This window comes from Gellertiella hungarica, from assembly GCF_014197145.1.
Taxonomy (GTDB): Bacteria; Pseudomonadota; Alphaproteobacteria; order Rhizobiales; family Rhizobiaceae; genus Gellertiella; species Gellertiella hungarica.
Genome location: NZ_JACIEZ010000004.1, coordinates 216927 through 241398, shown reverse-complemented (window position 1 = coordinate 241398; position 24472 = coordinate 216927). Strand labels below are relative to the sequence as shown.

Annotated in this window: 24 protein-coding genes, 1 tRNA gene and 1 riboswitch; of the genes, 18 read left to right on the top strand and 7 right to left on the bottom strand. The window is 60.9% G+C overall.

The annotated features are described in order from the left end of the window. Position 1: 1 nt before the first annotated feature. Positions 2 to 316, top strand: a complete 315-nt coding sequence (locus GGR23_RS12490) for an RNA-binding S4 domain-containing protein (protein WP_183366614.1) — start codon at positions 2 to 4, stop codon at positions 314 to 316. Positions 317 to 323: 7 nt separating this feature from the next. Here the strand turns inward: GGR23_RS12490 and mog are convergent, their stop codons facing one another. Further along, entirely contained in the window at positions 324 to 845 is a 522-nt protein-coding gene (gene mog / locus GGR23_RS12485) for a molybdopterin adenylyltransferase (protein ID WP_183366613.1), read from the bottom strand. Positions 846 to 1155: 310 nt separating this feature from the next. On the opposite strand from mog, the gene fdxA reads away from it, so the two are divergent. From fdxA to GGR23_RS12470, 3 genes are all read left to right on the top strand, one after another. Continuing rightward, positions 1156 to 1497 (top strand): ferredoxin FdxA, encoded by a 342-nt coding sequence (fdxA, locus tag GGR23_RS12480; RefSeq protein WP_183366612.1) that lies wholly within the window; start codon positions 1156 to 1158, stop codon positions 1495 to 1497. A gap of 400 nt (positions 1498 to 1897) precedes the next feature. Beyond that, positions 1898 to 2467 carry a CarD family transcriptional regulator gene (locus GGR23_RS12475; RefSeq protein ID WP_183366611.1) on the top strand — a complete coding sequence of 190 codons (570 nt, stop codon included), beginning with the start codon at positions 1898 to 1900 and terminating at the stop codon, positions 2465 to 2467. Between the two features lie 149 nt (positions 2468 to 2616). After that, a complete protein-coding gene (locus GGR23_RS12470) occupies positions 2617 to 3480 on the top strand; it encodes an RNA polymerase factor sigma-32 (RefSeq protein WP_183366610.1) in 864 nt (287 codons plus the stop codon). A gap of 15 nt (positions 3481 to 3495) precedes the next feature. Here GGR23_RS12470 and GGR23_RS12465 read toward each other — a convergent pair whose 3' ends face one another. The 4 genes from GGR23_RS12465 to thiB all read right to left on the bottom strand — a co-directional run bounded on the left by GGR23_RS12465 (position 3496) and on the right by thiB (position 8559). After that, entirely contained in the window at positions 3496 to 4938 is a 1443-nt protein-coding gene (locus GGR23_RS12465) for a M48 family metalloprotease (RefSeq protein WP_183366763.1), read from the bottom strand. A 272-nt stretch (positions 4939 to 5210) separates the two neighbouring features. After that, positions 5211 to 5921 carry a thiamine ABC transporter ATP-binding protein gene (locus GGR23_RS12460; RefSeq protein WP_183366609.1) on the bottom strand — a complete coding sequence of 237 codons (711 nt, stop codon included), beginning with the start codon at positions 5919 to 5921 and terminating at the stop codon, positions 5211 to 5213. Beyond that, on the bottom strand, positions 5911 to 7533 hold the full coding sequence (thiP, locus tag GGR23_RS12455; RefSeq protein ID WP_183366608.1) for a thiamine/thiamine pyrophosphate ABC transporter permease: 1623 nt from the start codon (positions 7531 to 7533) through the stop codon (positions 5911 to 5913). Before thiP ends, GGR23_RS12460 begins: the two co-directional genes overlap by 11 nt. Further along, positions 7534 to 8559 carry a thiamine ABC transporter substrate binding subunit gene (gene thiB, locus GGR23_RS12450; RefSeq protein WP_183366607.1) on the bottom strand — a complete coding sequence of 342 codons (1026 nt, stop codon included), beginning with the start codon at positions 8557 to 8559 and terminating at the stop codon, positions 7534 to 7536. It abuts the gene before it with no gap. A 45-nt stretch (positions 8560 to 8604) separates the two neighbouring features. Next, a riboswitch (TPP riboswitch) is annotated at positions 8605 to 8721 on the bottom strand. A 122-nt stretch (positions 8722 to 8843) separates the two neighbouring features. On the opposite strand from thiB, the gene GGR23_RS12445 reads away from it, so the two are divergent. From GGR23_RS12445 to GGR23_RS12405, 9 genes are all read left to right on the top strand, one after another. Further along, entirely contained in the window at positions 8844 to 9494 is a 651-nt protein-coding gene (locus tag GGR23_RS12445; RefSeq protein ID WP_183366606.1) for a thiamine diphosphokinase, read from the top strand. A 3-nt stretch (positions 9495 to 9497) separates the two neighbouring features. After that, the gene (locus tag GGR23_RS12440; RefSeq protein ID WP_183366605.1) at positions 9498 to 11321 is read left to right on the top strand and encodes an ABC-F family ATP-binding cassette domain-containing protein; all 1824 of its coding nucleotides are present in this window, start codon (positions 9498 to 9500) and stop codon (positions 11319 to 11321) included. Positions 11322 to 11547: 226 nt separating this feature from the next. Then, positions 11548 to 13929, top strand: a complete 2382-nt coding sequence (locus tag GGR23_RS12435; RefSeq protein ID WP_183366604.1) for a methyl-accepting chemotaxis protein — start codon at positions 11548 to 11550, stop codon at positions 13927 to 13929. Between the two features lie 182 nt (positions 13930 to 14111). Continuing rightward, positions 14112 to 14951, top strand: a complete 840-nt coding sequence (locus GGR23_RS12430; RefSeq protein WP_183366603.1) for an AAA family ATPase — start codon at positions 14112 to 14114, stop codon at positions 14949 to 14951. A gap of 63 nt (positions 14952 to 15014) precedes the next feature. Beyond that, entirely contained in the window at positions 15015 to 15941 is a 927-nt protein-coding gene (gene metA / locus GGR23_RS12425; RefSeq protein ID WP_183366602.1) for a homoserine O-acetyltransferase MetA, read from the top strand. A 1-nt stretch (position 15942) separates the two neighbouring features. Continuing rightward, positions 15943 to 16392: a GNAT family N-acetyltransferase gene (locus GGR23_RS12420; protein WP_183366601.1), complete on the top strand. Its 450-nt coding sequence runs from the start codon at positions 15943 to 15945 to the stop codon at positions 16390 to 16392. A gap of 8 nt (positions 16393 to 16400) precedes the next feature. Next, positions 16401 to 17585 carry a vWA domain-containing protein gene (locus tag GGR23_RS12415; RefSeq protein ID WP_183366600.1) on the top strand — a complete coding sequence of 395 codons (1185 nt, stop codon included), beginning with the start codon at positions 16401 to 16403 and terminating at the stop codon, positions 17583 to 17585. A gap of 9 nt (positions 17586 to 17594) precedes the next feature. Continuing rightward, complete coding sequence (locus tag GGR23_RS12410; RefSeq protein ID WP_183366599.1) at positions 17595 to 18611, top strand: aldose epimerase family protein; 1017 nt, start codon at positions 17595 to 17597, stop codon at positions 18609 to 18611. 108 nt (positions 18612 to 18719) lie between these two features. Then, positions 18720 to 19145 (top strand): metal-dependent phosphohydrolase, encoded by a 426-nt coding sequence (locus GGR23_RS12405; protein WP_246365333.1) that lies wholly within the window; start codon positions 18720 to 18722, stop codon positions 19143 to 19145. A gap of 31 nt (positions 19146 to 19176) precedes the next feature. On the opposite strand, the gene GGR23_RS12400 is transcribed toward GGR23_RS12405, so the two are convergent. After that, a tRNA-Gly gene (locus GGR23_RS12400) sits at positions 19177 to 19251 on the bottom strand. 280 nt (positions 19252 to 19531) lie between these two features. On the opposite strand from GGR23_RS12400, the gene GGR23_RS12395 reads away from it, so the two are divergent. The 4 genes from GGR23_RS12395 (at position 19532) to GGR23_RS12380 (ending at position 22083) form a co-directional block, all read left to right on the top strand. After that, on the top strand, positions 19532 to 20041 hold the full coding sequence (locus GGR23_RS12395) for a prolyl-tRNA synthetase associated domain-containing protein (protein ID WP_183366598.1): 510 nt from the start codon (positions 19532 to 19534) through the stop codon (positions 20039 to 20041). A gap of 57 nt (positions 20042 to 20098) precedes the next feature. Beyond that, positions 20099 to 21058: a thioredoxin gene (trxA, locus tag GGR23_RS12390; RefSeq protein ID WP_183366597.1), complete on the top strand. Its 960-nt coding sequence runs from the start codon at positions 20099 to 20101 to the stop codon at positions 21056 to 21058. A gap of 166 nt (positions 21059 to 21224) precedes the next feature. After that, entirely contained in the window at positions 21225 to 21887 is a 663-nt protein-coding gene (locus GGR23_RS12385; RefSeq protein ID WP_183366596.1) for an LON peptidase substrate-binding domain-containing protein, read from the top strand. A gap of 7 nt (positions 21888 to 21894) precedes the next feature. Then, positions 21895 to 22083 carry a Trm112 family protein gene (locus GGR23_RS12380; RefSeq protein ID WP_183366595.1) on the top strand — a complete coding sequence of 63 codons (189 nt, stop codon included), beginning with the start codon at positions 21895 to 21897 and terminating at the stop codon, positions 22081 to 22083. Positions 22084 to 22106: 23 nt separating this feature from the next. Here GGR23_RS12380 and GGR23_RS12375 read toward each other — a convergent pair whose 3' ends face one another. Further along, a complete protein-coding gene (locus tag GGR23_RS12375; protein WP_183366594.1) occupies positions 22107 to 23321 on the bottom strand; it encodes a ubiquinone biosynthesis hydroxylase in 1215 nt (404 codons plus the stop codon). A gap of 86 nt (positions 23322 to 23407) precedes the next feature. Here GGR23_RS12375 and tesB point away from each other — a divergent pair, with 86 nt between their 5' ends. Beyond that, positions 23408 to 24289: an acyl-CoA thioesterase II gene (gene tesB, locus GGR23_RS12370; RefSeq protein ID WP_183366593.1), complete on the top strand. Its 882-nt coding sequence runs from the start codon at positions 23408 to 23410 to the stop codon at positions 24287 to 24289. Positions 24290 to 24472 lie beyond the last annotated feature (183 nt).

The window sequence follows — 24472 nt, the reverse complement described above, 5'->3', positions numbered from 1 at the left end:
GATGGACGAACACGAGCAGCCACAGTCGGAAGGGCGTCAGCGCCTCGACAAGTGGCTGTTCTTTGCTCGTCTGGCCAAATCCCGTGCGTTGGCGCAGAAGTGGATTGCCGAGAACCTCGTGCGCGTCAATGGCCGGGATGGGCTGCAGCCCAGTCATGTCCTGAAGAGCGGGGACAAAGTGGAACTGCTTGCATGGCGGGGGATCCAGCTTACTGTGCATACGGTCGTCGTGCTCGGGCCCGGCGACCGCAGGGGGCCTTATGAAGAAGCGCGCCGCCTGTATGACGATCAGGGGCGCCGGCACCAGCCAGAGTGAGTTCTGCTCATTTTTCCGGACGAAAGCTCTCGATGACCGCCGGGTCCGTCTCGATCCGGCCAGCACCGATCAGGTCGAGACAATAGGGGACAGCGGCAAAGACTGCATCCAGGCTCATTTCGATGGAACGGGGCCTGCCGGGGAGATTGATGATCAGCGACCGACCCCGCGTGCCCGCCGTCTGGCGGGACAGGATTGCCGTCGGAACCTGTTCGAGACTCCTGCGCCGCAGCAACTCGCCAAAACCGGGAAGCTCCTTTTCAAGGATCAGGGCCATCGCCTCCGGCGTCTGGTCTCGGGGCGAAGGGCCGGTACCCCCGGTTGTCAGAATAAGGTCCGCTCCGACATTGTCGCAGAGGTCGATGAGCGCAGATGACACGCTCTCCACGCCGTCAGGGATTACCCGCTTGATGACCAGGTATGGCGAAACCACAGCGCGTGCGAGCCAGCTTTCGATGGCGGGTCCGCTGATATCCTCATACACGCCTTCGCTCGCGCGGTCGGAAACGGTCAGTATTGCTATCTTCATGCGTCTTCTCCTGTCCCCTTTCTATCCACCCGCAGGACGGACAAGGCAAGGGCGGCTTCAGGATCGCTTGCTGCCGAAAGGGGCGGGACAAAATGCCTCACGCGCGGGCATAAGGCCGAAGGCTTGGAATTTCCTCCCGCTTCAGCGCCGAATTTCGGAACGGAAAGCCTTGCAACAGCGTGATAAAGCCGATACCTCACCGTTCCGAACATGCCGCGCCCCTATGACAGCGCGGCGCGCCTTCGCTTCCCTGACCCGCTTGGCACAAGGCGTTATAACGCCACTCCGCGGGACGACTCTGGAGTTCAACATGACCTATGTCGTGACTGACAACTGCGTTCGTTGCAAATATACGGATTGCGTCGAGGTGTGCCCCGTAGATTGCTTCTACGAAGGTGAGAACTTTCTGGTAATCCACCCCGACGAGTGCATCGATTGCGGCGTCTGCGAGCCGGAATGCCCTGCCGAAGCCATCAAGCCCGATACGGAATCGGGTCTCGACAAGTGGCTCAAGGTCAATGCGGAATATGCCCTGATCTGGCCGAACATCACCCAGAAGCGGGACCCTCTGCCGGAGGCAAAGGAGATGGACGGTGTCGAGGGCAAATTCGAGAAGTTCTTCTCGCCCAACCCGGGCAGCGGCGACGCGTGACGGGAAAAAGGAGCTGCCAGGCGGCTCCTTTTCTTCTTGGCAGCGCCGTTTTGGCGCCGAATCACAAAACGTCCTTTCTCGACGTCTGCCTCGTGGCTGGCAAGGCACAGGCAAAGCAAATTATTGATTTCCGCATATTTTTGTGATAGGGTCCTGATACTGATCCACTTCGGGGCATTCGCTGCCCGCAACCATCACGAAAGCAAACGAAAGAATCCGAAAAGAAGCCATGACGCAGGCGTGTGCCTGAGGGCAGGGGTTTTTTGTTTTCGGGACGTTCAATTCGTGGGCTGATGCTGGAACAGAAACTGGAGTCACCCGGCGGTGCCGCCGCCTAATCCGGGCCTGACTGACCCGGCCCCGGGCAGACCGGGAGCGTAACAGGGAGTTTTTGAATCGAATGACGACCCAGCAGAAAAAATCTTCGACGCGCCAGGGCTTCAAGACCGGTGAATCGATCGTCTATCCCGCTCATGGCGTGGGTACGATCACCGCCATCGAAGAGCAGGAAGTGGCGGGTATGAAGCTCGAGCTTTTTGTTATTGATTTTGAGAAGGACAAGATGCGCCTCAAGGTTCCGGTTGCCAAGGCCGTGAGCATCGGCATGCGCAAGCTGTCCGAAACTGATTTCGTTGATCGTGCACTCAAGGTCGTCCAGGGCAAGGCCCGGGTCAAGCGCACCATGTGGTCGCGCCGCGCCCAGGAATATGATGCCAAGATCAATTCGGGCGATCTGATCTCGATTGCGGAAGTCGTTCGCGACCTCTACCGCGCCGAAAACCAGCCGGAGCAGTCTTATTCCGAGCGCCAGCTCTACGAAGCCGCACTGGACCGGATGGCTCGTGAGATCGCGGCCGTGAACAAGATGTCCGAGACTGAAGCCGTTCGTCTTGTCGAGACTCATCTCGCCAAGGGCCCCAAGCGCGGCAAGGCAGTCGATGAGGACGAAAGCCAGGAAGAAGCAGCCTGAGCCTTTTGCTTTCACAAACCCAAAAAACCCGGCGAAAGCCGGGTTTTTTTATGAAACTTTTTTCCGCGTCGTTCGTTACAGGCCTGACCCCAAGAGTTCCCCGGCGACAGCCCGTCTGCCGGATTGCCTCAAATGCCAGGAGATGGATGATGACCAGTAATGCGGCAGATCGTACCATGATCAGGCACGCCATGTCGGCGCCCTACCTGAGCAGGGAGGAAGAGGCCCGTCTGGGAAGCCGCTGGCGCGGTTCCGATGACCAGAATGCCCTTAACCAGATCGTCGTCGCGCATATGCGTCTGGTGATTTCCATGGCAGGCAAGTTCCGTAACTTCGGACTGCCTGCGGCAGACCTTACCCAGGAAGGCTATGCCGGCTTGCTGGAGGCCGCAGCGCGTTTCGACCCCGAGAGGGGTTTCCGCTTCTCCACCTACGCCTCCTGGTGGATCAAGGCCTCGATGCAGGATTACATCCTGCGCAACTGGTCTATCGTCAGAGGCGGAACCAGCTCCGGTCAGAAGGCTCTCTTCTTCAATCTGCGCCGCTTGAGAGCAAAGCTTGCGCGCGGCGACGTCCAGTTGACGGCAGAGGCGGCTCATCAGGAGATTGCCAACGCCCTCGGCGTCGGGCTCGCGGATGTGCAGCGCATGGACGCTCGTCTGTCGGGTGGCGATGTTCCGTTCGAAACCCCTCTCGGTTCCGGCGACGGGCAGAGCCTTTCCGATGTGCTGCGCAGTGAAGATCCTCTTCCGGACGAACAGGCCGAATCGCTGATCGACGGCGAGCGGCGCGCAGCCTGGCTGCGCTCGGCCCTGAAGCATCTGAATGGACGCGAACTGGAGATCATTCACGCCCGCCGCCTGAGCGACGAAAGCGAAACCCTCGAGGCACTGGGTGCCAAGCTCGGCATCTCCAAGGAGCGTGTGCGTCAGATCGAAAGCCGGGCGCTCGAAAAGCTCAAGCTGGCACTGACGCAGGGGCCGAACGGCAGGGAGCGGCGCGCTTTCCTGTAGGAGTCGCGATCTCTCCTACTCCGCTATCAGCTTTACCTTCGAGCCCGGCGTCAGCACCGACGTCGGGTTCAGCGCATTGATGAGCTGGAAAAGTTCAAGCTTGCGGTTGGTTCCCATCATGCGGTTTGCCAGCGTTCCCATGGTCTCGCCGGGCTGCACCGTGACCACCCGGATGCGCAGCGGCTTCAGAGCAGCTGCTTCCTGAGGAGACATCTTCCGGAAGCTCGAGCGCAACACGTTTGCTATCGAATCGAGCGAGCCGCTTCCCTTCGGTACGGCAGTCAGGAAGCGGAAAATCTGTGCGCCTGTCCGGATGACAGTGACATCGAAATCCCAGCGGTCAGCTGCGGCTCTGGCGGTCGCACCCTCCAGCCCGTTCAGCATCAGCGGCCTGATGGTTTCCGGCTTCAGGCCGGTTACCCAGCCGGAGGCGATGTAGTTGGTCAGGCTGCCATTGCTCGTGTCCGACACCCCGTCGAAGCGAATGGCTGCCTCGCCGGGACCCGTGGCCAGCACGGCCTCAACCTTGTTGTCGATCTGGAACCCGTCTGGCACGTCGAAGCGGATCCCCAGGCCGCCATGGAGGAAGGTCTGGCCACGGACATAGCCCTCCTGCGGGCTGTCGCCATAGAGCAGTCCCTCGATGCCGCTGAGATAGTAGTCTCGCCCCTTGTCACCCACCGTGCCTTCCATGCCGAAGTTGCGGGCATGGGACCGCGCGAGCTCGATGCGTTGCGGCGTGTTCGGGTGGCTGGACAAGAAATCGAGGCTCTGGTCGTTATCGGCCGTCGCCGACATGAAACGGCTATAGCGCGCCATCGAGTCCAGGAAACGTGCGGCCGCATAGGGGTCATATCCAGCCTCCCCCAGCATGCGCACGCCAATCACGTCCGCCTGCAGTTCCTGATTCCGGGAGAAGGCTGCAAGGCGCATCTTTCCACGCGCCAAGGCCTGTTTTCCGGCGATATCGCTGGAAAGCACTTCTGCCACCACCTGGCTTGCAATGACCTCCGCTTCCTCCCGCTTCTGGCGTTCCACGCCGTGATTGGCCGTGACGTGGGCCATTTCGTGGGAGAGCACGGCAGCAACCTCCGACGCATCATTTGCCAGAGCAAGCAGGCCGCGGGTCACATAGAGGTAGCCACCTGGCAAGGCAAAGGCATTGATGGCGGGTGAGTCCAGAATGGTGATCTTGTAGGACTGCGTGGGATTTTCCGAGACGGCCGTGAGAGCGCCGACGATGCGGGCGACCAGCCGCTCCGTGCGGGCATCGCGATATTCTCCGCCGTAACTGGCAACAATCCGGGGATGCTCCCGGGCGCCGACCTGAGCGTTCGGATCGTTCTTCTGAACCTCGTCGACGATCTGCGGGTTGGAGGAGGGCGATACGGTCGGCTCGTAGGTCTGGCTGAGAATAGACTGGCAACCAGCAAGCGACACCCCGGAAAGCAGGGCCATTATGATCGGAATGAGCCGCCGCGCCAGCACACCGGGGCGGATCTCGCGTGCGGTCAGATTGGCCATGCCGGCTACCGTCATCGTCATCAGCTTCAACATTTTCCTCGCGGCGCGGCCCGGAGTTGACATGCCGTTAGCCTGCAAGACGCATCCCCTGCTCTAACCGATTTCCGCCCCCTTTGCATAGCTCCACCGGACGTATTCCTGTCATGCAGTTCGCCCATAGTTCCCGCAGTGTTCGGTCGAAATAAGGCTGCCCGGCGGATTGGCATTCATCCCATGAAAGCATCGATCTCGGGCAACATGCCCCTGCGGAGGATTTCGTCCGTCGGGCCGGATGCAACCACGGTACCGCGTGCAAGGAAAACAACCCGTTCGGCCAAGCGTTCCACCTCGTCCGGCAGATGCGTCACCATGACCACCATGACACCGGTTTCCGCCTGCAATTCGCGGAGAAGGTCTCCCATGGCCAGACGAAGGCCGGGATCAAGCGCGGCAAACGGCTCGTCGAGAAGCAGGTAGGGTCTTTTTCTCACAAGAGCGCGGGCGAAGGCGGCCCTCTGCCGTTCGCCGCCGGAGAGCGTACCGGGAAGGCGTCCGCCATATCCGGCAAGGCCGGTACGGGCCAGCGCCTCGTCAATCCTCCTCTCGTCCTCCGCAGTCAGTCGAAGAGAAGGATTGATGCCCAGGCCAACATTCCGCGCGATGTCCAGGTGCGCGAAAAGATTGTTGTCCTGGAAGACCAGCGAGACCGGTCGGTCTGCAGGATGAAGATCTGTCACATCTTTCCCTGTGAGCAGAATGCGGCCAGACCGCGGCGTTTCGAAGCCCGCGATCAGATGCAGGAACGTGGTCTTGCCGGATCCGGATGCGCCCGCAACCGCCGTGATGGAGCCCGACATCCGGACGTCGATGTGAAAAGTCTGGCCTCCGCGATCCAGCCTTACATTGTCCATGTGTATATGCGGTTTGTCATCCGACATGCCGATGCCTTTCCGTGTCACCTTTGGCGCCCGCCACGGTAAGCAGCAGGCAGAGGATTGCCAGGATAAGGGCAATGCCGGCGGCATCCGCTGTCCGATAGCTTCCCATGCGGCTGTAAAGAAGCCAGGGCAGGGTAACGAGACTGTCCGAACCAAAAAGCGCTACCACGCCCAAATCCCCTATCGAAAGGGCGGTGGCAAAGGACAAGGCCATTGCAAAGGGCTTTCGCAGACCCGGCCAATCGATCAGTCTCCACCTGTCCCACCCGGTGATGCCGAGGCTCGCCGCCAGGCGCCCGGTGCGGTGGCGATGCGTTGTCATGGCGGGCTCAAGGATGCGCAAGACGAAAGGGAACGCCATCAGGCCATTGATGAGCATGATCAGTACCGGCGCAACGCTGTCCACATTCGCCGGACCGGCAATCAGGAACCAGCCCGTGCCCAATACCGTCGGCGGGAAAAGCAGGATGAGGGATGCGGTCGCCGGTGCAAGACGGGCGCCGGCCAGAAGGGGGGCGGATGCCTTGGGATCGGCCAGGATGGCAAGCCGTCCCGAGATGATCATCCCCGCGATGAGGACTGCGAGTGCACCCGCCGGCAGTGCGATGGCAAGGCTCGTGGCCGCTGCACGCCAGAACAGGCCATCGGACAGCAGCTTGAGATAATCCGCCTCCAACCCGCTCACGACGATGGCGGATAGAGGAAGAAGGATGAAGACAGTGCCTGACAGGAGGAGCGCCCCATCCAGACACCGCTTTGCCGTCGTCTTCCCGTCCGGCCTCATGGAGGTGGTGTGCAGACTGAAGCCCTCCGGATCCTTCCCCCTGGTCCACGAGAGAAGCATTAGAAGCAACGCGGTCAGCAGGATCTGCACGATAGCCAGCGAAACCGCCCGCTGGGGATCGAAATCGAAGCGAAGCGCCTGATAGATCGCCACCTCCAGCGTGGTTGCGGCCGGTCCTCCGCCAAGGAGCAGGACCAGCGTGAAGCTGGTGGCGGCCAGCATCAGGATCAATCCGGCGATACCCGGTATCTGACGCCTGATCTCCGGCCACTCGATATGACGGAAAATGCTGATCGGCCCGAGTCCCAGGTTGCTGGCAAGAAGCCAGTATTCGCCGGGCAGCCGCTCAAGGCCGGCGAGCATGAGACGCGCGGCCAGCGGGAAATTGAAAAAGACGTGGGCAAGCAGAATGCCGGAGAGACCGTATATGCTGATTGGCTCCGACAGGCCGAGCATCCGCAGGATTTCGTTTGCCCAGCCATTCCTCCCCCAGACCGTGAGGATGCCGAGGGCACCCGTGATGACCGGCAGCCCAAGGGGCAAAGCCAGCAGCCGGACGAGCCAGATACGACCGGGAAATGCGGGCTGCCGCGCGAGCGCCCGTGCAAAGGGTATGGCGAGTGCCACGGAAATGGCTGCGGAAAGAACGGCCTGAACGAGCGTGAAGGCGAGCACCCGGCGCATGTAAGCGTCGAAGATCCCGGTGTTCTCCGAGGGCCAGCCTGCCTCCAGAAGAGCGACGCTTGCAATCGCCGCAAACAGAACGATCCCGGCGAGAGCAATGCTCCCGCCGGCAATCGACAGACGCTTTTCCCGCGCCGTGAGCACTTAGTTGAGACTCATGGCGGCCAGCCACTCGTCCACCCATGCCTTGCGGTTCTTTGCCACCTCTTCCGGGCTCATCAGGAATGTCTTGGTCGGCTTTACAAGCTTGCCGAACGCATCCGGAAGCGGGCTGGACGTATCCGCGACCGGCATCATCCAGTTCGTCGTCGGGATGATGTCCTGGAAGCCGGGGCTGACCATGAAGCTCAGGAACGACCGTGCAAGGTCCTTGTCATGGGCATTCTTCAGCATGCCCGCGACTTCGATCTGGATGTAATGGCCTTCGGAAAAGGCCGCAGCCTGATATCGGTCGGTCTTCTCTTCAACCATGTGATAGGCCGGCGAGGTCACGTAGGACAGGACCATCGGTGCCTCGCCCTTGGTGAACAGGCCATAGGCCTCGGACCACCCTGGCGTCACTGTCAGCACGCGGTTCTTGAGCTTGGCCCATGCTTCGGGCGCCTTGTCGCCATAGACCGATTTGACCCACAGCAGGAGGCCGAGGCCGGGAGTCGATGTGCGCGGGTCCTGGATGGCGATCTTCTGGGCGGGATCGCCCTCCACCAAGTCCTTCAGGCTCTGCGGGGGATTCTTGATGGTTTGCGTATCGTAGATCACGGCAAAGTGGCCGTAATCATAGGGCACGAAGGTATCGTCCCTGAAGTCGCCGGGAACCTTCAGGGCGGCCGTATCCACACCACTCGCTTCGAAAAGACCGGTTGCCTTTGCTTCATCCGTGAGATTGGTGTCGAGGCCCAGCACGATGTCGGCCTTGCTGCTGCTGCCTTCGAGCTTCAGTCGCGACAGAAGCGCGACGCCATCGGCCACGGCGACATAGTTTACCGTGCAGTTGCAGGTCTTTTCGAATGCTTCCTTCACCTTGGGGCCGGGTCCCCATTCGGACGTGAAGCTCTCGTAGGTGTAGATGGTAAGCTGCTTGTCTGCCGCGAAAGCCGGCAGGGCAAGGGACGCTGCCGTCAGCGCTGCAGCTGACAGGCGGGCAAGCAATGTCTTCGTTCGAGCCGTCATCGGCCTCTCCTCTCGATCATGGGACTGGGGGGAATAAGGGTGCCGATGATGGCAACGTCTAATCCCTCCGCCGGTGCTAACCGGATCAGGTTCCGCGGGTTGGCATTTTCAGCCTCTCAGCCTGTCATTCCGTGCGGAATTCAGGCACCCCGTTAGAGCGTTCGAAGATGTAGTCCCGGCAGATTGTTCTGGCAAGAGGCTCGCTGCACGCAGCGTCTGATGGCGCTTCGCGCCTGGCGTTCCACCCTTTCCCTTTGGCGCAAACTTGTCTATCTCGTAGCGCCATGAAAGAACCGACCTTTACCCTGCTTCTCGGCGGAAGCCTTACCATGACCGACCGCGTGAGGCAGGCGGTGAAGGGAACCCGCGTGATCGCCGCTGACGGCGGCATGCGGCATGCCGAAGCGCTGGGTGTGATCCCCGAGCTCTGGGTCGGGGATTTCGATTCCTCGGCATCCGGTCTTCTGGAACACTGGCGAAAGGTCGAGAGGCAACCCTACCCGCCGCAGAAAGCCGCAACCGATGGAGAAATTGCCGTCAGCGTGGCGCTGGAGCGGGGAGCCAGAGGGTTGAGGCTGCTGGGCGCCCTTGGGGGCGAACGCTCCGACCATGCGCTACAGCATTTCATGCAGGCGGTACAATTGGCGGGAGCAGGCATAGAAACCCATCTTTCGTCCGGGGCGGAAGAGGCATGGCCTCTGCTGCCGGGTCGTCTCGATCTCGATCTGCCGAGCGGCTCCCTTTTCTCGGTTGTCGGTTTGACCGAGCTGGCGGGGCTTTCGATCGATGGCGCACGCTATCCCCTTCGAGACTTCAACCTTCCCTTCGGGTCCTCCCGAACCATTTCCAATGTTGCAGAAGGCCCGGTGCGGCTGACGCTGCGTTCCGGGCAGGGCATGCTTCTTGCCCGGCCATATGATCTTACGGGAGCCTGACCCATGGCGCCGCCAATCCTCAAACTTGACAACATCTTTCTGAGCTTCGGCGGCACGCCATTGCTCAATGGTGCCGGTTTCCAGCTCGAAGCCGGCGACCGCCTGTGCCTGGTCGGGCGCAACGGCTCTGGAAAGTCGACGCTGATGAAAATCGCGGCGGGCCTGGTCGAGGCGCAGTCGGGAGAGGTTTTCCGACACCCCTCGGCCACCATTCGCTACCTCCATCAGGCGCCCGATTTCGAAGGCTTCGAAACGGTTCAGGCCTATGCGGAGGCGGGACTGGGGCCGGGTGATGACCCTTATCGGGTGGCCTATCTTCTGGAACATCTCGGCCTGACCGGCGAAGAGAATCCGGTCAATCTTTCTGGCGGCGAAGCGCGCCGGGCGGCGCTCGCGCGGGTGCTTGCGCCCGAACCGGACATCCTGCTTCTGGACGAACCGACAAACCATCTGGATCTCCCCACCATCGAATGGCTGGAAGGCGAGCTGCAGAAGACGCGCAGCGCACTCGTGCTGATTTCCCACGACAGGCGCTTCCTGGAAAAGGTTTCGACCGCCACGCTGTGGCTCGACCGCGGCCAATCCCGCCGGCTTGACCGCGGCTTCGGCCATTTCGAGGCCTGGCGTGATCAGGTTCTGGACGAGGAGGAGCTGGAGCAGCACAAGCTTGGCAAAGCCATCGAGCGCGAAGAGCACTGGCTCCGCTATGGGGTCACCGCCCGCCGGAAACGCAACATGCGCCGGCTCGGCGAGCTGCAGGACATGCGCGCCCGTCACAGGGGGCACAAGGGGCCGCAGGGCTCGGTGCAGGCGAGTCTCGGAGACGCGAAAGAGTCCGGCAAGCTCGTGATCGAGGCGGAAAAGATCACGAAGTCGTATAACGACCGGCCGATCGTTCTGCCGTTCTCCCTGCGGGTTCACCGAGGCGACCGCATCGGCCTTGTCGGGCCGAACGGCGCCGGGAAGACCACGCTTCTGAAGATGCTGACGGGACAGCTCGAGCCCGACAGCGGCACGATCAAGCTTGGCACCAACCTCGAGATCGCAACGCTCGATCAGCGCCGCGAAGATCTCGACCTGAACGATACGCTGGCGAACTATCTGACGGACGGTCGCGGGGAAAACCTGATCGTCAATGGCGAGCAGCGCCATGTGACCGGCTACATGAAGGACTTTCTGTTTCAGCCCGAACAAGCCCGGACGCCCATTCGGGAGCTTTCCGGCGGCGAACGTGCACGCCTCATGCTGGCCCGCATCCTTGCCCGCCCCACCAACCTGCTCATCCTCGACGAGCCCACCAACGACCTCGACATCGAGACGCTCGACCTCCTCCAGGAAATCGTGGCGGGCTTCCCCGGAACAGTCATCCTCGTCAGCCACGACCGCGACTTCCTCGACCGCACGGTGACCTCGACGCTTGCCCCTGCCAATCCGGAAGCGCCGGACGGGCGCTGGGTCGAGTATGCGGGCGGCTATTCGGACATGCTGGCGCAGCGCAAGGGCATGCAGGACGAGAAGCGGAAGGCCGAGAAGGCCGAGCGCGAGAGATCCGCGCCCCAGGAGACCACCTCCGAACCTGCGAAGGGGAAGGGCAAGCTTTCTTACAAGCAGAAATTCGCCCTCGAGAATCTGCCGAAGGAGATTGCCCGCAACGAAGCTGCCATCGCCGCCTGTGAGGCGAAAATGGCCGATCCCTCCCTGTTCGCAAAGGACCCCGCCCAGTTCAACAAATTGGCCGCGGAGTTAGGAAAGCTTCAAGAGCTGCAATCAAAGATGGAAAATGAGTGGCTCGAGCTGGAACTTTTGCGGGAAGAGCTCGAAGGCTAGGCAGAATCTCTGGCGCCACCCCGATTTTCAGGGGCTGAATCGTCAGGTGCACGCATAAAATTTTATTCTTTATAAACGTTCAACCACATACTTTTGTGTCGATCACATGATGCTGATCGGCAACCGCCGTTGCCGTGCCTGCTGGCTAGGGCCGCTTCTCCAAGAGAATTCATCAATCGGACCGGCTGCGCGATAAACCGCTGCAGCTGGCATGCGGAGGTTTCCGATGATCCTGAAGTCTGCGACAGCGCGTAACATGTTCGCCATCATATCGACAGGTGTGGCGATCTCGGTGGCGACCGCAGGAATGCTGTTCTGGCTCTCCTATTCGGAGATCAAGACCCGCAGCGTGTCCGAAATGGCCGAGATCGCGGACTCCAGCGCCGCCAAGGTGGAGACCCGTTTCACCCAGGCCAAGGCGCTTGCGAACAATCTTCGCTCAGTCCTCTATTCGCTCTACGCCATGGGCAATCCCTCGCGCAGCGAGGCCGATACGCTGCTCAAGGTTTTTCTCAGGGACAACGATCTGGCACTGGGGATCAGCACCGGCTGGGAACCCAATGCCTTCGACGGCAAGGATGCCGACTTTGTGAACAAGGAAGGTCATGACGCGACCGGCCGGTACATTCCCTATTTCGCCCGTTCCGGAAGCGATATCGTGCATGAACCGCTGAAGGACTACGACAAGCCTGGCCCGGGTGATTACTATCAGATCCCGAAATCGACCGGCAAAGACCTCCTGACCGAGCCCTACATCTATCCGATCAACGGCCAGGACGTGCTCATGACATCCGTCATGGTGCCGCTGAAGATCGACGGAAAGTTCGTTGGCGTGGCCGGTGTGGACTCGAGCCTCTCGGTTCTTGCCGATGACCTCTCCAAGATCAAGCCGCTGGATGCCGGCTACGTGGCGCTGTTCAGCGAGAAGGGCGCGGTCGTCAGCCACCCGGACAAGAAGAGCCTGGGCAAGGGACTGAAGGAATCCGGCCTCGATGCCGTCGGTTTCCAGAAGGTCATCGACAATCCCGGCGAGGCTTTTGAAACCACCGAGGCCGATGGTTCGACGAACATCAGCATCGCCATGCCCGTGCATGTCATCGAAGGCATCAAATGGTACACCGTCGTTTCCGTGCCCAAGGCTGCCGTGTTCGCCAAGCTGACCAGTCTTGCCTGGCTTTGCGCCGGCCTGATCGTGTTCGGCGCCGTGGTGATGGTTCTCGTCGGTACCGTTCTTGCCGCCCGGTTCCGCAATCGCCTCAACAAGGTAATCTCCGCCACCACGCAGATTGCCAACGGCAACACCAACGTGGCGCTGGACGAGGTCGAGCGGCCGGACGAGATCGGCGAGCTCAACCGTTCGCTTGCCGTCCTGCGTGACGCCACCCTGGCAAAGCTCCGCCTCGAAAGCGAGGCAGAGGAAACCCGCGCGCAGACCGACCAGGAGCGCCGTCAGCGTCAGGCAGAGGCTGCAGAACGGGATCAGCAGGTCCAGTTCGCCATGGCCGAACTTGCAAAGGGCCTCGAGAAGCTTGCGGAAGGGGATATGACCTACCGCCTCAACAGCGCCTTCCATAGTTCTCTGGAAGCCATCCGCCAGGACTTCAACGCGTCGATGGCGAAGCTCGAGGCTGCACTGCAGACCGTGCAGATCAATGCTGCCGCGATCCAGTCCGGCTCGGCCGAAATCAGGTCGTCTTCCGACGAGCTTGCAAAGCGTACCGAGCAGCAGGCCGCCTCGGTGGAAGAAACGGCTGCTGCACTGGAGCAGATCACCTCGTCCATCCGGGACGCGAGCCGCAGGGCGGAAGATGCCGGCGAGCTTGTCGACCGCACCCGCCTTGGCGCCGAGCGCTCGGGGGAAGTCGTCAAGAAGGCCGTTGTCGCGATGAGCGGCATCGAGAACTCCTCGCGTGAGATCTCCAACATCATCGGCGTCATCGACGAGATCGCCTTCCAGACCAATCTGCTGGCGCTGAATGCGGGCGTCGAGGCTGCCCGCGCCGGCGAAGCAGGCAAGGGGTTTGCAGTCGTCGCCCAGGAGGTTCGCGAACTTGCGCAGCGCTCCGCCAATGCTGCAAAGGAAATCAAGGCACTGATCACCAATTCCGGACAGCAGGTGCAGACGGGTGTGGCTCTGGTTGGCGAAACCGGTGAGGCGCTGACCGAAATCGTGGCTCAGGTTCAGGATATCAACAAGCACGTCTCTTCCATCGTCCAGTCGACGCGGGAACAGTCGACCGCGCTCAACGAGATCAGCTCCGCCGTCAACACGATCGATCAGGGCACGCAGAAGAATGCGGCGATGGTGGAAGAGTCGACCGCGGCCAGCCATGCCCTCGCATCCGAGGCAGCCGAACTGAACCATCTGCTGGCGCAGTTCCGCTTCGGAGAAGGCCGCGTAGCAGTCCGTACGGCTCCGGCCGCCGCCCCGGCAGCGCGTGCGCCCGTTGCGCCGCCCGTTTCCAAGCCCGCGCCTGCGGATCACTCCAGCCGCACCGTTGCCTCGCCTGCACGGGCACTCGGCAACCGGATCGCGTCTGCCTTCGGCGCGCGCACGGCAGCTGCAGTCGCACCCACGAATGACCAGCAGGATTGGGAGGAGTTCTGATCCACCGCGCCTTCCCAGCGCACTGTTGGAACGAAGCCCGGCGGCCCACACCGCCGGGCTTCTTCGCTTGGGCCAGTGGTAAATCCTGTTCCTGTTTTGCCCCCGATGCGCTATGCGGGATGCACGGACGCAATATGGGCCTTCGAAGGCCCGCTCTTGATGATGCGATGACGGGAATAGTGATGCAGTTTCAAGGAACAGCCGATTACATTGCAGACAAGGACCTGATGATCGCCGTGAACGCGGCGATCCGGCTGGAGCGGCCGCTTCTCGTGAAGGGAGAGCCGGGCACCGGCAAGACGGAACTGGCCCGGCAGGTTGCCGCGGCCCTCGGCATGCCCTTGATCGAGTGGAACGTGAAATCCACCACCAAGGCGCAGCAGGGCCTTTACGAGTATGATGCCGTTTCCCGCCTGCGCGACAGCCAGCTGGGCGACGAGCGGGTCAACGATGTGCGCAACTATCTGCGCAAGGGCAAGCTGTGGCAGGCATTCGAGGCCCCGCAGCGCGTGGTACTTCTGATCGACGAAATAGACAAGGCGGACATCGAATTTCCGAACGACCTGCTGCAGGAACTCGATCGCATGGAGTTCCATGTCTACGAAACGGGCGAGACGGTGAAGGCACTGCATCGGCCGATCGTGATCATCACGTCGAACAATGAGAAGGAGCTTCCGGACGCGTTTCTGCGCCGGTGTTTTTTCCATTACATCCGATTTCCCGATGCCGAGACTCTCGCGAGGATCGTCGAGGTGCATTATCCGGGCATCAAGCCGCAGCTCGTTGCCTCGGTCCTGACCAGGTTCTACGAGATTCGCGAGGTACCTGGTCTCAAGAAGAAGCCGTCGACCTCGGAGGCGCTTGACTGGATCCGGCTTCTGGTTGCTGACGACATCGATCCTGCCGATCTGGCCGCCGACAAAAAAACCATCTTGCCAAAATTGCACGGCGCGCTTCTAAAAAACGAACAGGATGTCCATCTGTTCGAACGGCTTGCCTTCATGGCGCGCCGCGACACCTGACATGCCGCCGGCCGCTGGCCGGTTGAACCCTATCCTTTTTCTTTACGGAAAGCCGAAGAAACCATGCCTATCAAGATTCCCGATACATTGCCCGCGTTCGATACCCTCGTTTCCGAGGGTGTGCGCGTCATGACTGAAACTGTGGCCATCCGTCAGGATATCCGGCCGCTGCAGATCGGGCTCTTGAACCTCATGCCTAACAAGATCCGCACCGAGGTGCAGATGGCGCGCCTTGTCGGGGCAAGCCCGCTGCAGGTCGAATTCTCGCTGGTGCGGGTTGGCGGTCACAAGGCCAAGAACACGTCTGAGGAGCATCTCCTCGCCTTTTACCAGACTTGGGAGGAAGTGCGGGACCGCAAGTTTGACGGTTTCATCATCACCGGTGCGCCGGTCGAGACCCTTCCCTACGAGGATGTCACCTACTGGGAGGAAATGAAGGCGATCTTCGACTGGACGGAGACCAACGTCCACTCGACGCTGAATGTCTGCTGGGGGGCGATGGCTGCGATCTATCACTTCCACGGCATCCCCAAGCACCCGCTTGCGGAAAAGGCCTTCGGCGTCTACCGCCACCGCATTCTGAACCCGTCCTCGGTTTATCTCACCGGGTTTTCCGATGACTTCCAGATTCCTGTCTCTCGCTGGACGGAGGTCAGGCGTGCGGACATCGACAGGGTTCCCGAACTGGAAATCCTGATGGAATCCGATGAAATGGGCGTTTGCCTCGTCCAGGAAAACCGCGGCAACCGCCTCTACATGTTCAACCATGTGGAATATGATTCGACTTCACTCGGTGAGGAATATTTCCGGGACGTTTCGAACGGTACGCCCATCAAGGTGCCGCATAACTATTTCCCGGACGACAATCCCGAAAAGGCACCGCTGAACCGGTGGCGCAGCCATGCCCACCTGCTGTTCGGCAACTGGATCAACGAGATCTACCAGACCACTCCCTACGAGCTGGAAAAGATCGGCGTGGAAAGAGGATGATTTGACAGAGGTGATCGTCAGGCCGCTGCAGGAGGCGGATGAGCAGGAGTGGCGGCGTTTGTGGAAGGACTATCTGGCCTTCTACGAGACAGAGTTGCCCGAGAGCATCTACACGCTGACCTGGGCGCGCCTGATGTCCGGGCTACCCCATGAGTATGCGGGGTTTCTGGCGCTCCGGTCGGGCCAGCCGGTCGGTCTTGCCCACTATCTCTTTCATCGTTCCTGCTGGCTCGAGACCAACGCCTGCTATCTGCAGGATCTCTATGCCATGCCAGAGGTTCGCGGCGGAGGGGTCGGTCGTGCCTTGATCGAAGCGGTGTATCGCCGCGCCGCGGAGGAGGGGGCCCAGGAGGTCTACTGGCAGACGCAGGAGTTCAATGCCACTGCCCGCAGGCTTTATGATCGCGTCGCCAGCCAGACATCCTTCATCATCTACCAGAAAAACCTCTGAGATCTCTCATGTTCGTGCCCTTCTTCCTCGAGCTCAAGGCTGCCGGCGTACCGGTTACGCTGAGGGAGTACCTGGATCTCCTGGCAGGGCTTGAGGCGGGTCTCGCCGAATTCGACATCGAGGCCTTCTACTATCTGGCGCGGACCGCCATGATCAAGGACGAGGCCCATATCGATCGGTTCGACCGTGTCTTCGCCCATTATTTCCGTGGTGTGGAAGCGGTGGCAGGCGACACCCAGGCGGAGACGCGTGCCCTGCCGGATGAATGGCTGCGAAAGCTGGCGGAGAAGTATCTCTCCGAGGAAGACAAGAGACTGGTGGAGGCACTCGGCGGCTTCGAGCGGTTGATGGAAACGCTGAAGCAGCGGCTCGAGGAACAGAAAGGCCGCCACCAGGGTGGAAACAAGTGGATCGGCACTGCCGGCACCTCTCCCTTCGGGGCCTACGGATACAATCCCGAAGGCGTGCGGATCGGGCAGGACCGCTCCCGCCACCGTCGTGCCGTGAAGGTGTGGGACCGTCGGGAATTCCGCAATCTCGACGACACGGTGGAGCTTGGAACGCGCAACATCAAGGTCGCTCTCAAGCGGTTGCGGCGCTGGGTCCGGGAGGGCGCGGACGAGGAGCTTGATCTCGGTGGCACGATCCAGGCGACGGCAGAGCATGGCTATCTCGACGTGAAGACCAGGCCGGAACGGCGCAACGCCGTGAAACTGCTGATGTTCTTCGATGTCGGCGGTTCCATGGACGATCACATCCGCACCGTCGAGGAGCTCTTTTCCGCTGCACGGGCCGAGTTCAAGCGAATGGACTATTTCTACTTCCACAACTGCATCTATGAAGGCGTATGGAAGGACAACCGCCGCCGCCGGACGGACGTCCTGCCGACCGAGGATCTCATCCGGACATACGGGTCCGATTACCGGATCATCTTCGTTGGCGATGCGTCCATGAGCCCCTACGAGATTACCCATGCCGGCGGCTCGGTGGAGCATTGGAACAAGGAGGCGGGTGCGGTCTGGCTGCAGCGCCTCACCGCGCATTTTCGAAAGACGGCCTGGCTCAATCCCGTGCCAGAAGGCCATTGGCGCATGACGCATTCCATCGGGCTGGTAAACCAGCTCATGCAGGGCCGCATGTTTCCGCTGACACTGGGGGGCCTCGAAAGGGTCGCCCGCGAATTATCACGCTGAGGGGGTAAAATGGCCGAACGCCGCACATTCGGGACGATGCCATCGGGCGAAATGGTAGAGGAAGTGGTGCTGCAGGGCGGAGGCCTTACCGCGCAGGTGCTGACCTACGGATCGGTTATCCGGGATCTGCGGCTTGCTGGCCATCAGCCGCCGCTGGTTCTGGGCTTCCACAGCCTGGAGGACTATTTCGAGCACTCGCCGTACTTTGGTGCTACGCCTGGCCGCTGCGCCAACCGTATTGCAAGGGGACGTTGCCTTGTCGATGGAAAGCCCGTCGAACTGGAACGCAACGAAAAGGGGATTGGCCATCTTCATGGCGGGAGCGACGGCATTGCCGTCCGCAACTGGACCATCGCCGATCTGGGCACGGATCACGTCACGCTGGAGATCCTCGATCCCGCCGGACGCGCCGGCTACCCCGGCAATTGCAGGATCACCGCAACCTACCGCCTGTTGGCCGCTGGCGTCCTCTCCGTTCGCTACGAGGCCGAGACCGATGCTCCGACCCCCGTCAATCTGTGTCAGCATTCCTATTTCAACCTCGATGGAAGCAGCGACATCCTGAATCATGATCTGATGCTGGCTGCCCAGCATTATCTTCCCGTCGATGACGAAACGATTCCGACCGGTGAACAGCGTCCGGTCGCGGATACCCCGTTCGACTTCCGGACGCCGCGGCGGATCGGAGAGGCGCGACTGGAGGGCGGGCCCATACCCTATGATCACAATTTCTGCCTCAGCAGCGAGCGCGTGGCAAAGCGCATGGTCGGGCGCCTGAGGAGTGCGGCCTCCGGTGTTTCGATGGATATTATGACCACTGAGCCCGGTGTTCAGTTCTACGCGGGATCGAAGATCAAGGCCTCCGTTCCCGGCCTGTCGGGCAAGGCTTACGGGCCGTTTGCGGGGCTATGCCTGGAAACCCAGGTCTGGCCCGATGCCATCAACCACAGCACTTTCCCGAATGTTGTGCTGCGGCCAGGAGAGCGTCTCGTGCAGGAAACCGACTACATTTTCCGGAAAGCCTGATCAGGCCCCCCGGATTTGGGGATGCACGGCATGGGAACGGCCAGGGGAGCCGAGAGTTTGCCGCTTGGGTGCGCATGACGGAGCGCATTCGAAGCGCGGAGACACCGATTGCCCCTCAACTCTCTCAACAAGGCGATGGATATCGCCCGTACCGCCCATTCCGGCCAGAAGGACAAGCTGGGAAACCCCTTCCTGTCTCATTGCGAACGGGTGGCGCAGAAGGTGCCATCGGAACGGGAAAGGATTGTTGCCTATCTCCATGACGTTCTTGAGAAGGGCGAGGGCTGGAGCATGGACATGCTGCGCAAGGCAGGCTTTGACGAGGGGGTTCTCGCGGCTGTCGACGCGCTCACCCGGCGCGAGGGCGAAAGCTATATCAGTTTCGTACGCCGCTCAGTCACTGTTCCCCTGGCGCGCCGCGTCAAAAGGCATGACCTGCTGGACAATCTGGCTCAGGTGGAGCTCAAGGGCCAGGACGGCGCAAAGTACCGGGAAGCGCTCGCGATCGTCGCAGGAACCGACGACCAGCATTAGGCACCAGAATAAAGTTTTTCTGAAGGAAAACTGGAGCGGGTGAGGCGATTCGAACGCCCGACCCCAACCTTGGCAAGGTTGTGCTCTACCCCTGAGCTACACCCGCTCGTCACCGCGATCCCGGGGTAAGGTCTGGATCGCTGGCCGCCGTTCGTTGCGGCGACGGGGGCTATATGACCCAATCGATTTTCATTTGCAACAGGGTTCGAACGATTTTTTTCAACTTTTTTCGCCTTGGCACGACGCGTGTCGCGAAAGGGCCTGAGAACGCGGCCATTCGGCATGCGCGGGGGCGGTTGAAAAAGGACACTGGCACCGGTATCTCAGCTGGCAATCGCCCCGAACAGGGGGCCAGTCCCTCGTTTTCCCTATCGTCCGAGAGAATCATGAGCGAAAGCAACCCGAAAGGCCGCACTGAACTTCTTCAATTCTTGCAGGAGCTTGGCATCGAAGTCACGACCCGTGACCACGCACCCGTCTTCACCGTTGCCGAAGCAGCGGCGCTCGCGCATGACATTCCGGGCGGGCACACCAAGAACCTCTTCGTCAAGGACAAGAAGGACCAGTTCTTTCTTCTGACAGTCGAGGAAAATGCCGTCGTGGACCTGAAAACCGTCCATACCGTCATCGGTGCGGCCAGCAAGGTGTCCTTCGGCAAGCCTGAAAAACTGATGGAGTATCTGGGCGTCATTCCCGGATCGGTCACGGCGCTGGGGGCCATCAACGACACGGGCTCCAACGTCACCTTCATCCTCGACGAGGATCTGATGAAGCATGAGATCATCAATTGCCATCCGCTTTCCAACGATGCGACAACATCGATCCGGCGCGACGATCTCATCCGCTTCCTTGAGGCGACGGGGCACAAGCCGCTTGTCTTGAAAGTCACCGCCTGACATACGATCTTGTCGTCAGGTAAGGTCGGCCGAGGCCGCTCGTCACGGGAGAATGCAATGAACGGTTCCGATAATCCCTATAGCGCCTCCTTTGGCAATCAGATGACCGCCTCCGTCAACGGAGGGGGCAGCGCCAGGGGCGGACATGTCAAGGATACGACGACGGCCGCCTTCGCCCGGGATGTTCTTGAGGAATCGCGTCACCAGCCGGTTCTGGTGGATTTCTGGGCACCCTGGTGTGGCCCCTGCAAGCAGCTGGCTCCGGCGATCGAAAAGGTCGTCGAAGAGGCGGCAGGGCGCGTGAAGCTTGTCAAGCTGAACATCGACGATCACCCGGCCATTCCGGGGCAGCTCGGCATCCAGTCGATTCCGGCGGTCATAGCCTTCGTCAATGGCCGTCCTGTGGACGGTTTCATGGGCGCTATTCCGGAGGGCCAGATCCGCCAGTTCATCGACAAGGTGGCCGGACCTGCCGGGGCCGATCACGCCGCGGAGATCGCCGCCATGCTCGAGCAGGCCGAGGGCTTGCTCGCTGCAGGCAGTATCGATGATGCCGGGCAGTTTTTCGGCGCCATCCTGCAGGCAGATCCGGAAAACCCGGGCGCACTTGCCGGCATTGCCCACTGCATGATCGCCATGGGCGATCTCGCGAGAGCCCGGGAGTTGCTTGAAGGGCTTTCCGAAGAACTCCGCAAGGATCCGAAGATCCAGGCTGCGTCGAAGAAACTCGATCAGATCGAGGAGGCACGGAAGTTTGGCGATCCGGCGGCGCTCGAACACGAGCTGGCGCTCAATCCCGATCATCATGAAGCGCGCATGAAGCTGGCAAAGGTGAGAAACGCCGAAGGCGCCCGCGAAGAGGCGGCCGATCACCTTCTCTACATCATGAAGAAGGACCGGTCCTTTGAAGATGACGGTGCGCGCAAGCAGCTGATTGCCTTCTTCGAAGTCTGGGGGCCGAAGGATCCGGCCACCCTTTCTGCCCGCCGCAAACTTTCTTCGATTCTCTTCGCCTGAAAAAAGGTTCCCCTACCGCCGGCAGAATCATCCGAATAGGAAGCCGGGCCGCTTGAGTTTCCTCGCCGCGGCACCAGATATTGCAGGATGGGAGCGCTGATGTGCTCCTTCCGCCAGCGGTCGGGAGCCCTGGTCGGATCAGGCTTTGAATGGGGTGAGGACAACAATGCAAGTGGGCAATGCGCGCTATCTCAAGCAGGAGGATATCCCCGGGGTGATACCGGTCTTCCCGTTGACCGGTGCGCTTCTGCTTCCCGGGGGGCAGTTGCCGCTGAACATCTTCGAGCCGCGCTATCTGATGATGTTCGACGACGCTCTGGCCACGAACCGAGTGATTGGCATGGTGCAGCCTGCCTTCGGAGACAGGGGAGCCGATGGCGGAGTATGCGAGGTTGGTTGTGCAGGCCGCATAACCTCGATCGCCGAGACAGGCGATGGCCGCTATATCGTAACCTTGAGCGGAATCTGCCGCTTCCGCGTGATCCGCGAGGTCACGACGACAAAACCATATCGCAGTTTCGAGATCGCGCCATTCCTCAGCGATCTGCAGACCGCGGCGGAAGAGGATACGATCGACCGAAATGCGCTGCTGGCAGCATTTCGCGCCTATCTCGAATCCAACAAGCTGGAAGCGGACTGGGAGAGCGTCGAACGCGCCAGCAACATCACGCTTGTCACGTCGCTGTCGATGATGTCGCCTTTTGGACCTGCCGAAAAGCAGGCCCTTCTTGAGGCACCCGATATGAAGACCCGGGCAGAGACGCTGGTTGCCATTACCGAGATCGTGCTCGCCAAGGGCTTCGGCGACAGCGATACGATGCTGCAGTAGGCAAGTCATGGATGACAAGGTATCCCGTGTCGATCCCAAGCTGCTGGAGTTGCTCGTGTGTCCCTTGAGCAAAGGCAGGCTGACCTACGATCGCGAGCGGAACGAGCTTATTTCCAGGACAGCCAAGCTCGCCTATCCCATTCGGGACGGGGTCCCCATCATGCTGATATCCGAAGCGCGCAGCATCGAGGAATAGGGAGCAGAGCTCCCGCACGCGCGTTAGATCGATTCTCCGTTCAGGAGCCGCGGATTGCCTTTGGCCGCGACGCCTGCAGCCTCACCGATGAAATAGGACTTGAGCTTCGGCATCCGTTCGACAAGACCGAGGCCGAAGTCGCGTGCGATGCGGATCGGTCCGATGTCGTTCGAGAAAAGGCGGTTCAAGACATCCGTGGTGACACCCATTCGGAAGGTGTCGAAACGACGCCAGGCCTGATAGCGCTCGAGCACATTCAAGGCCCCGATATCGAGACCGAGCCTGTCGGCCTCCACGATGGTTTCCGCGAGCGCAGCCACATCCTTGAAGCCAAGATTGAGGCCCTGTCCGGAGATGGGGTGGATGCCGTGGGCCGCGTCGCCGGCAAGTGCAAAGCGGGGAGCAACGAAATCCCGCGCGAGCGTAAGCCCGAGCGGGAAGGCACGCTTGTCTCCTACAACCTTCAACCGGCCGAGCTTCTGCCCGAAGCGGCGCTCGAGCTCGTCCTCGAAAATGAGATCGTCGCTTTCAACAAGCCGATTGGCATCTTCGGTTCGCTCGGTCCAGACGAGGGAGGAGCGGTTACCCTTCAGCGGCAAGGTGGCAAAGGGCCCGGCCGGCAAGAAATGCTCTTCGGCGGTACCCTCATGCGGGCGTTCATGCTCCACCGTGGTCACGATGCCGGACTGGCCATAGTCCCACCGGACCGTCTTGATGCCGGCCATGTCCCGCAGTTTCGACCGTACGCCATCGCAGGCAACGAGAAGACGCGTCCGCACGTCTTCACCGTCTGACCGGGTCACGCGCATCGACGCGCCCTCGTTGACGAAGCCGGAGGCTGTCATGCGGTGATGCACGGGCACTCCAAGCCGTTCGGCAACGCTGCGCAAGGCGCCGACCATGGCCACGTTCGGAACCATGTGCGCAAAGGGCTGGCCCTCCTGCACGTCGCCATCAAAGGTCAGGAATACCGGTCGCACCGGGTCGCCGACGCGTGAATCGGTTACCACCATCCGGCGAATTGGTTCCGCTTCCGGCGCGATATCCGCCCAAGCGCCGAGAACGGTCAGCAGGCGCGAGGCGGCAGCAATGATGGCTGAGGCGCGATTGTCACGCTTCCACGCGTCTTCCGGAGCTGCCTCGTAGACTTCTACCGACAGATGCGGCGCTGCCTGCTTGACTGCCACCGCCACGGAAAGGCCCACATAGCCGCCGCCGATTACCAGCACATCGATCATGGAACCGCTCCTTTGCCCTTTAAGTCCTCGATGTCTTCTATATAGAACAAGCCTGTCCGTCTTCCTATCGCAGGAGCCTGTCCAAAATGTCGCGTGAACCAACTGCAATGGAGCAGCTGCTCGATATTCTCGACCTGGAGCTTATCGAGGAAAATCTCTACCGGGGGCGGAGCCCCGAGTCGGGGTGGCAACGGGTATTCGGCGGGCAGGTCATTGCACAGGCGTTGACCGCAGCACATCGCTCCGTCGATCCGGACCGCTTCGTCCACTCCTTGCATGCTTATTTCCTGAGGCCCGGCGACCCGTCGATCCCCATTCTCTACCAGGTGGAGCGTCTGAGGGATGGGGCCAGCTTCACCACGCGCCGGGTTGTTGCCGTACAGCACGGCAAGGCCATCTTTGCCATGTCCGCCTCCTTCCAGATCGACGAGCCCGGCTTCGACCATCAGATTCCGATGCCGACGATAGTGCCGCCGGAGAAACTGATGGGCGAGGCTGAAATGAAGGCCATGTTCCTCGCCAAAGCGCCCGAATCGGTTCGCCGATACTGGACACGGGCGCGACCTGTGGAAATCCGCCCGACTTCGCTGGTCCACTACGTTTCCAACCAGAAGCTGGAGCCGATGCAGGATGTATGGGTCCGAACGACCGGACCTGTCCCGGATAACCGTGCCCTCCAGGCGGCGGTGCTGGCCTATCTCTCCGATATGACTCTTCTCGATACCTCCCTGTACGCCCATGGTACGTCGATCTTCGACCAGAACCTGCAGGTCGCCAGTATCGACCATGCCATGTGGTTTCACCGGCCTGTGCCCTTTGACGACTGGTTGCTCTACTCGCAGGACAGTCCCAGTGCATCCGGTGCGCGGGGAATGACCCGCGGCAATCTGTTTTCGCGCTCGGGTCAGCTGGTTGCGTCTGTCGCGCAGGAAGGGCTGATACGGAAAAAGGCATTTGATCAAAAATAAGGCACATTGAGCTTTTTGCACAAAAACAGTGCATGCTTTCCCGTGGGCGGTTACCTGGAGAAGGGCCGCCCACGCTTCGTTTGGAGCTTTTTCCAGATTCATGATGCGCCGCAACGAAACTGGCACGGGACTTGAATGTCTATTGCCAGTGGGGAAACCGCGTTCTCACGCGTGATCCCGAAT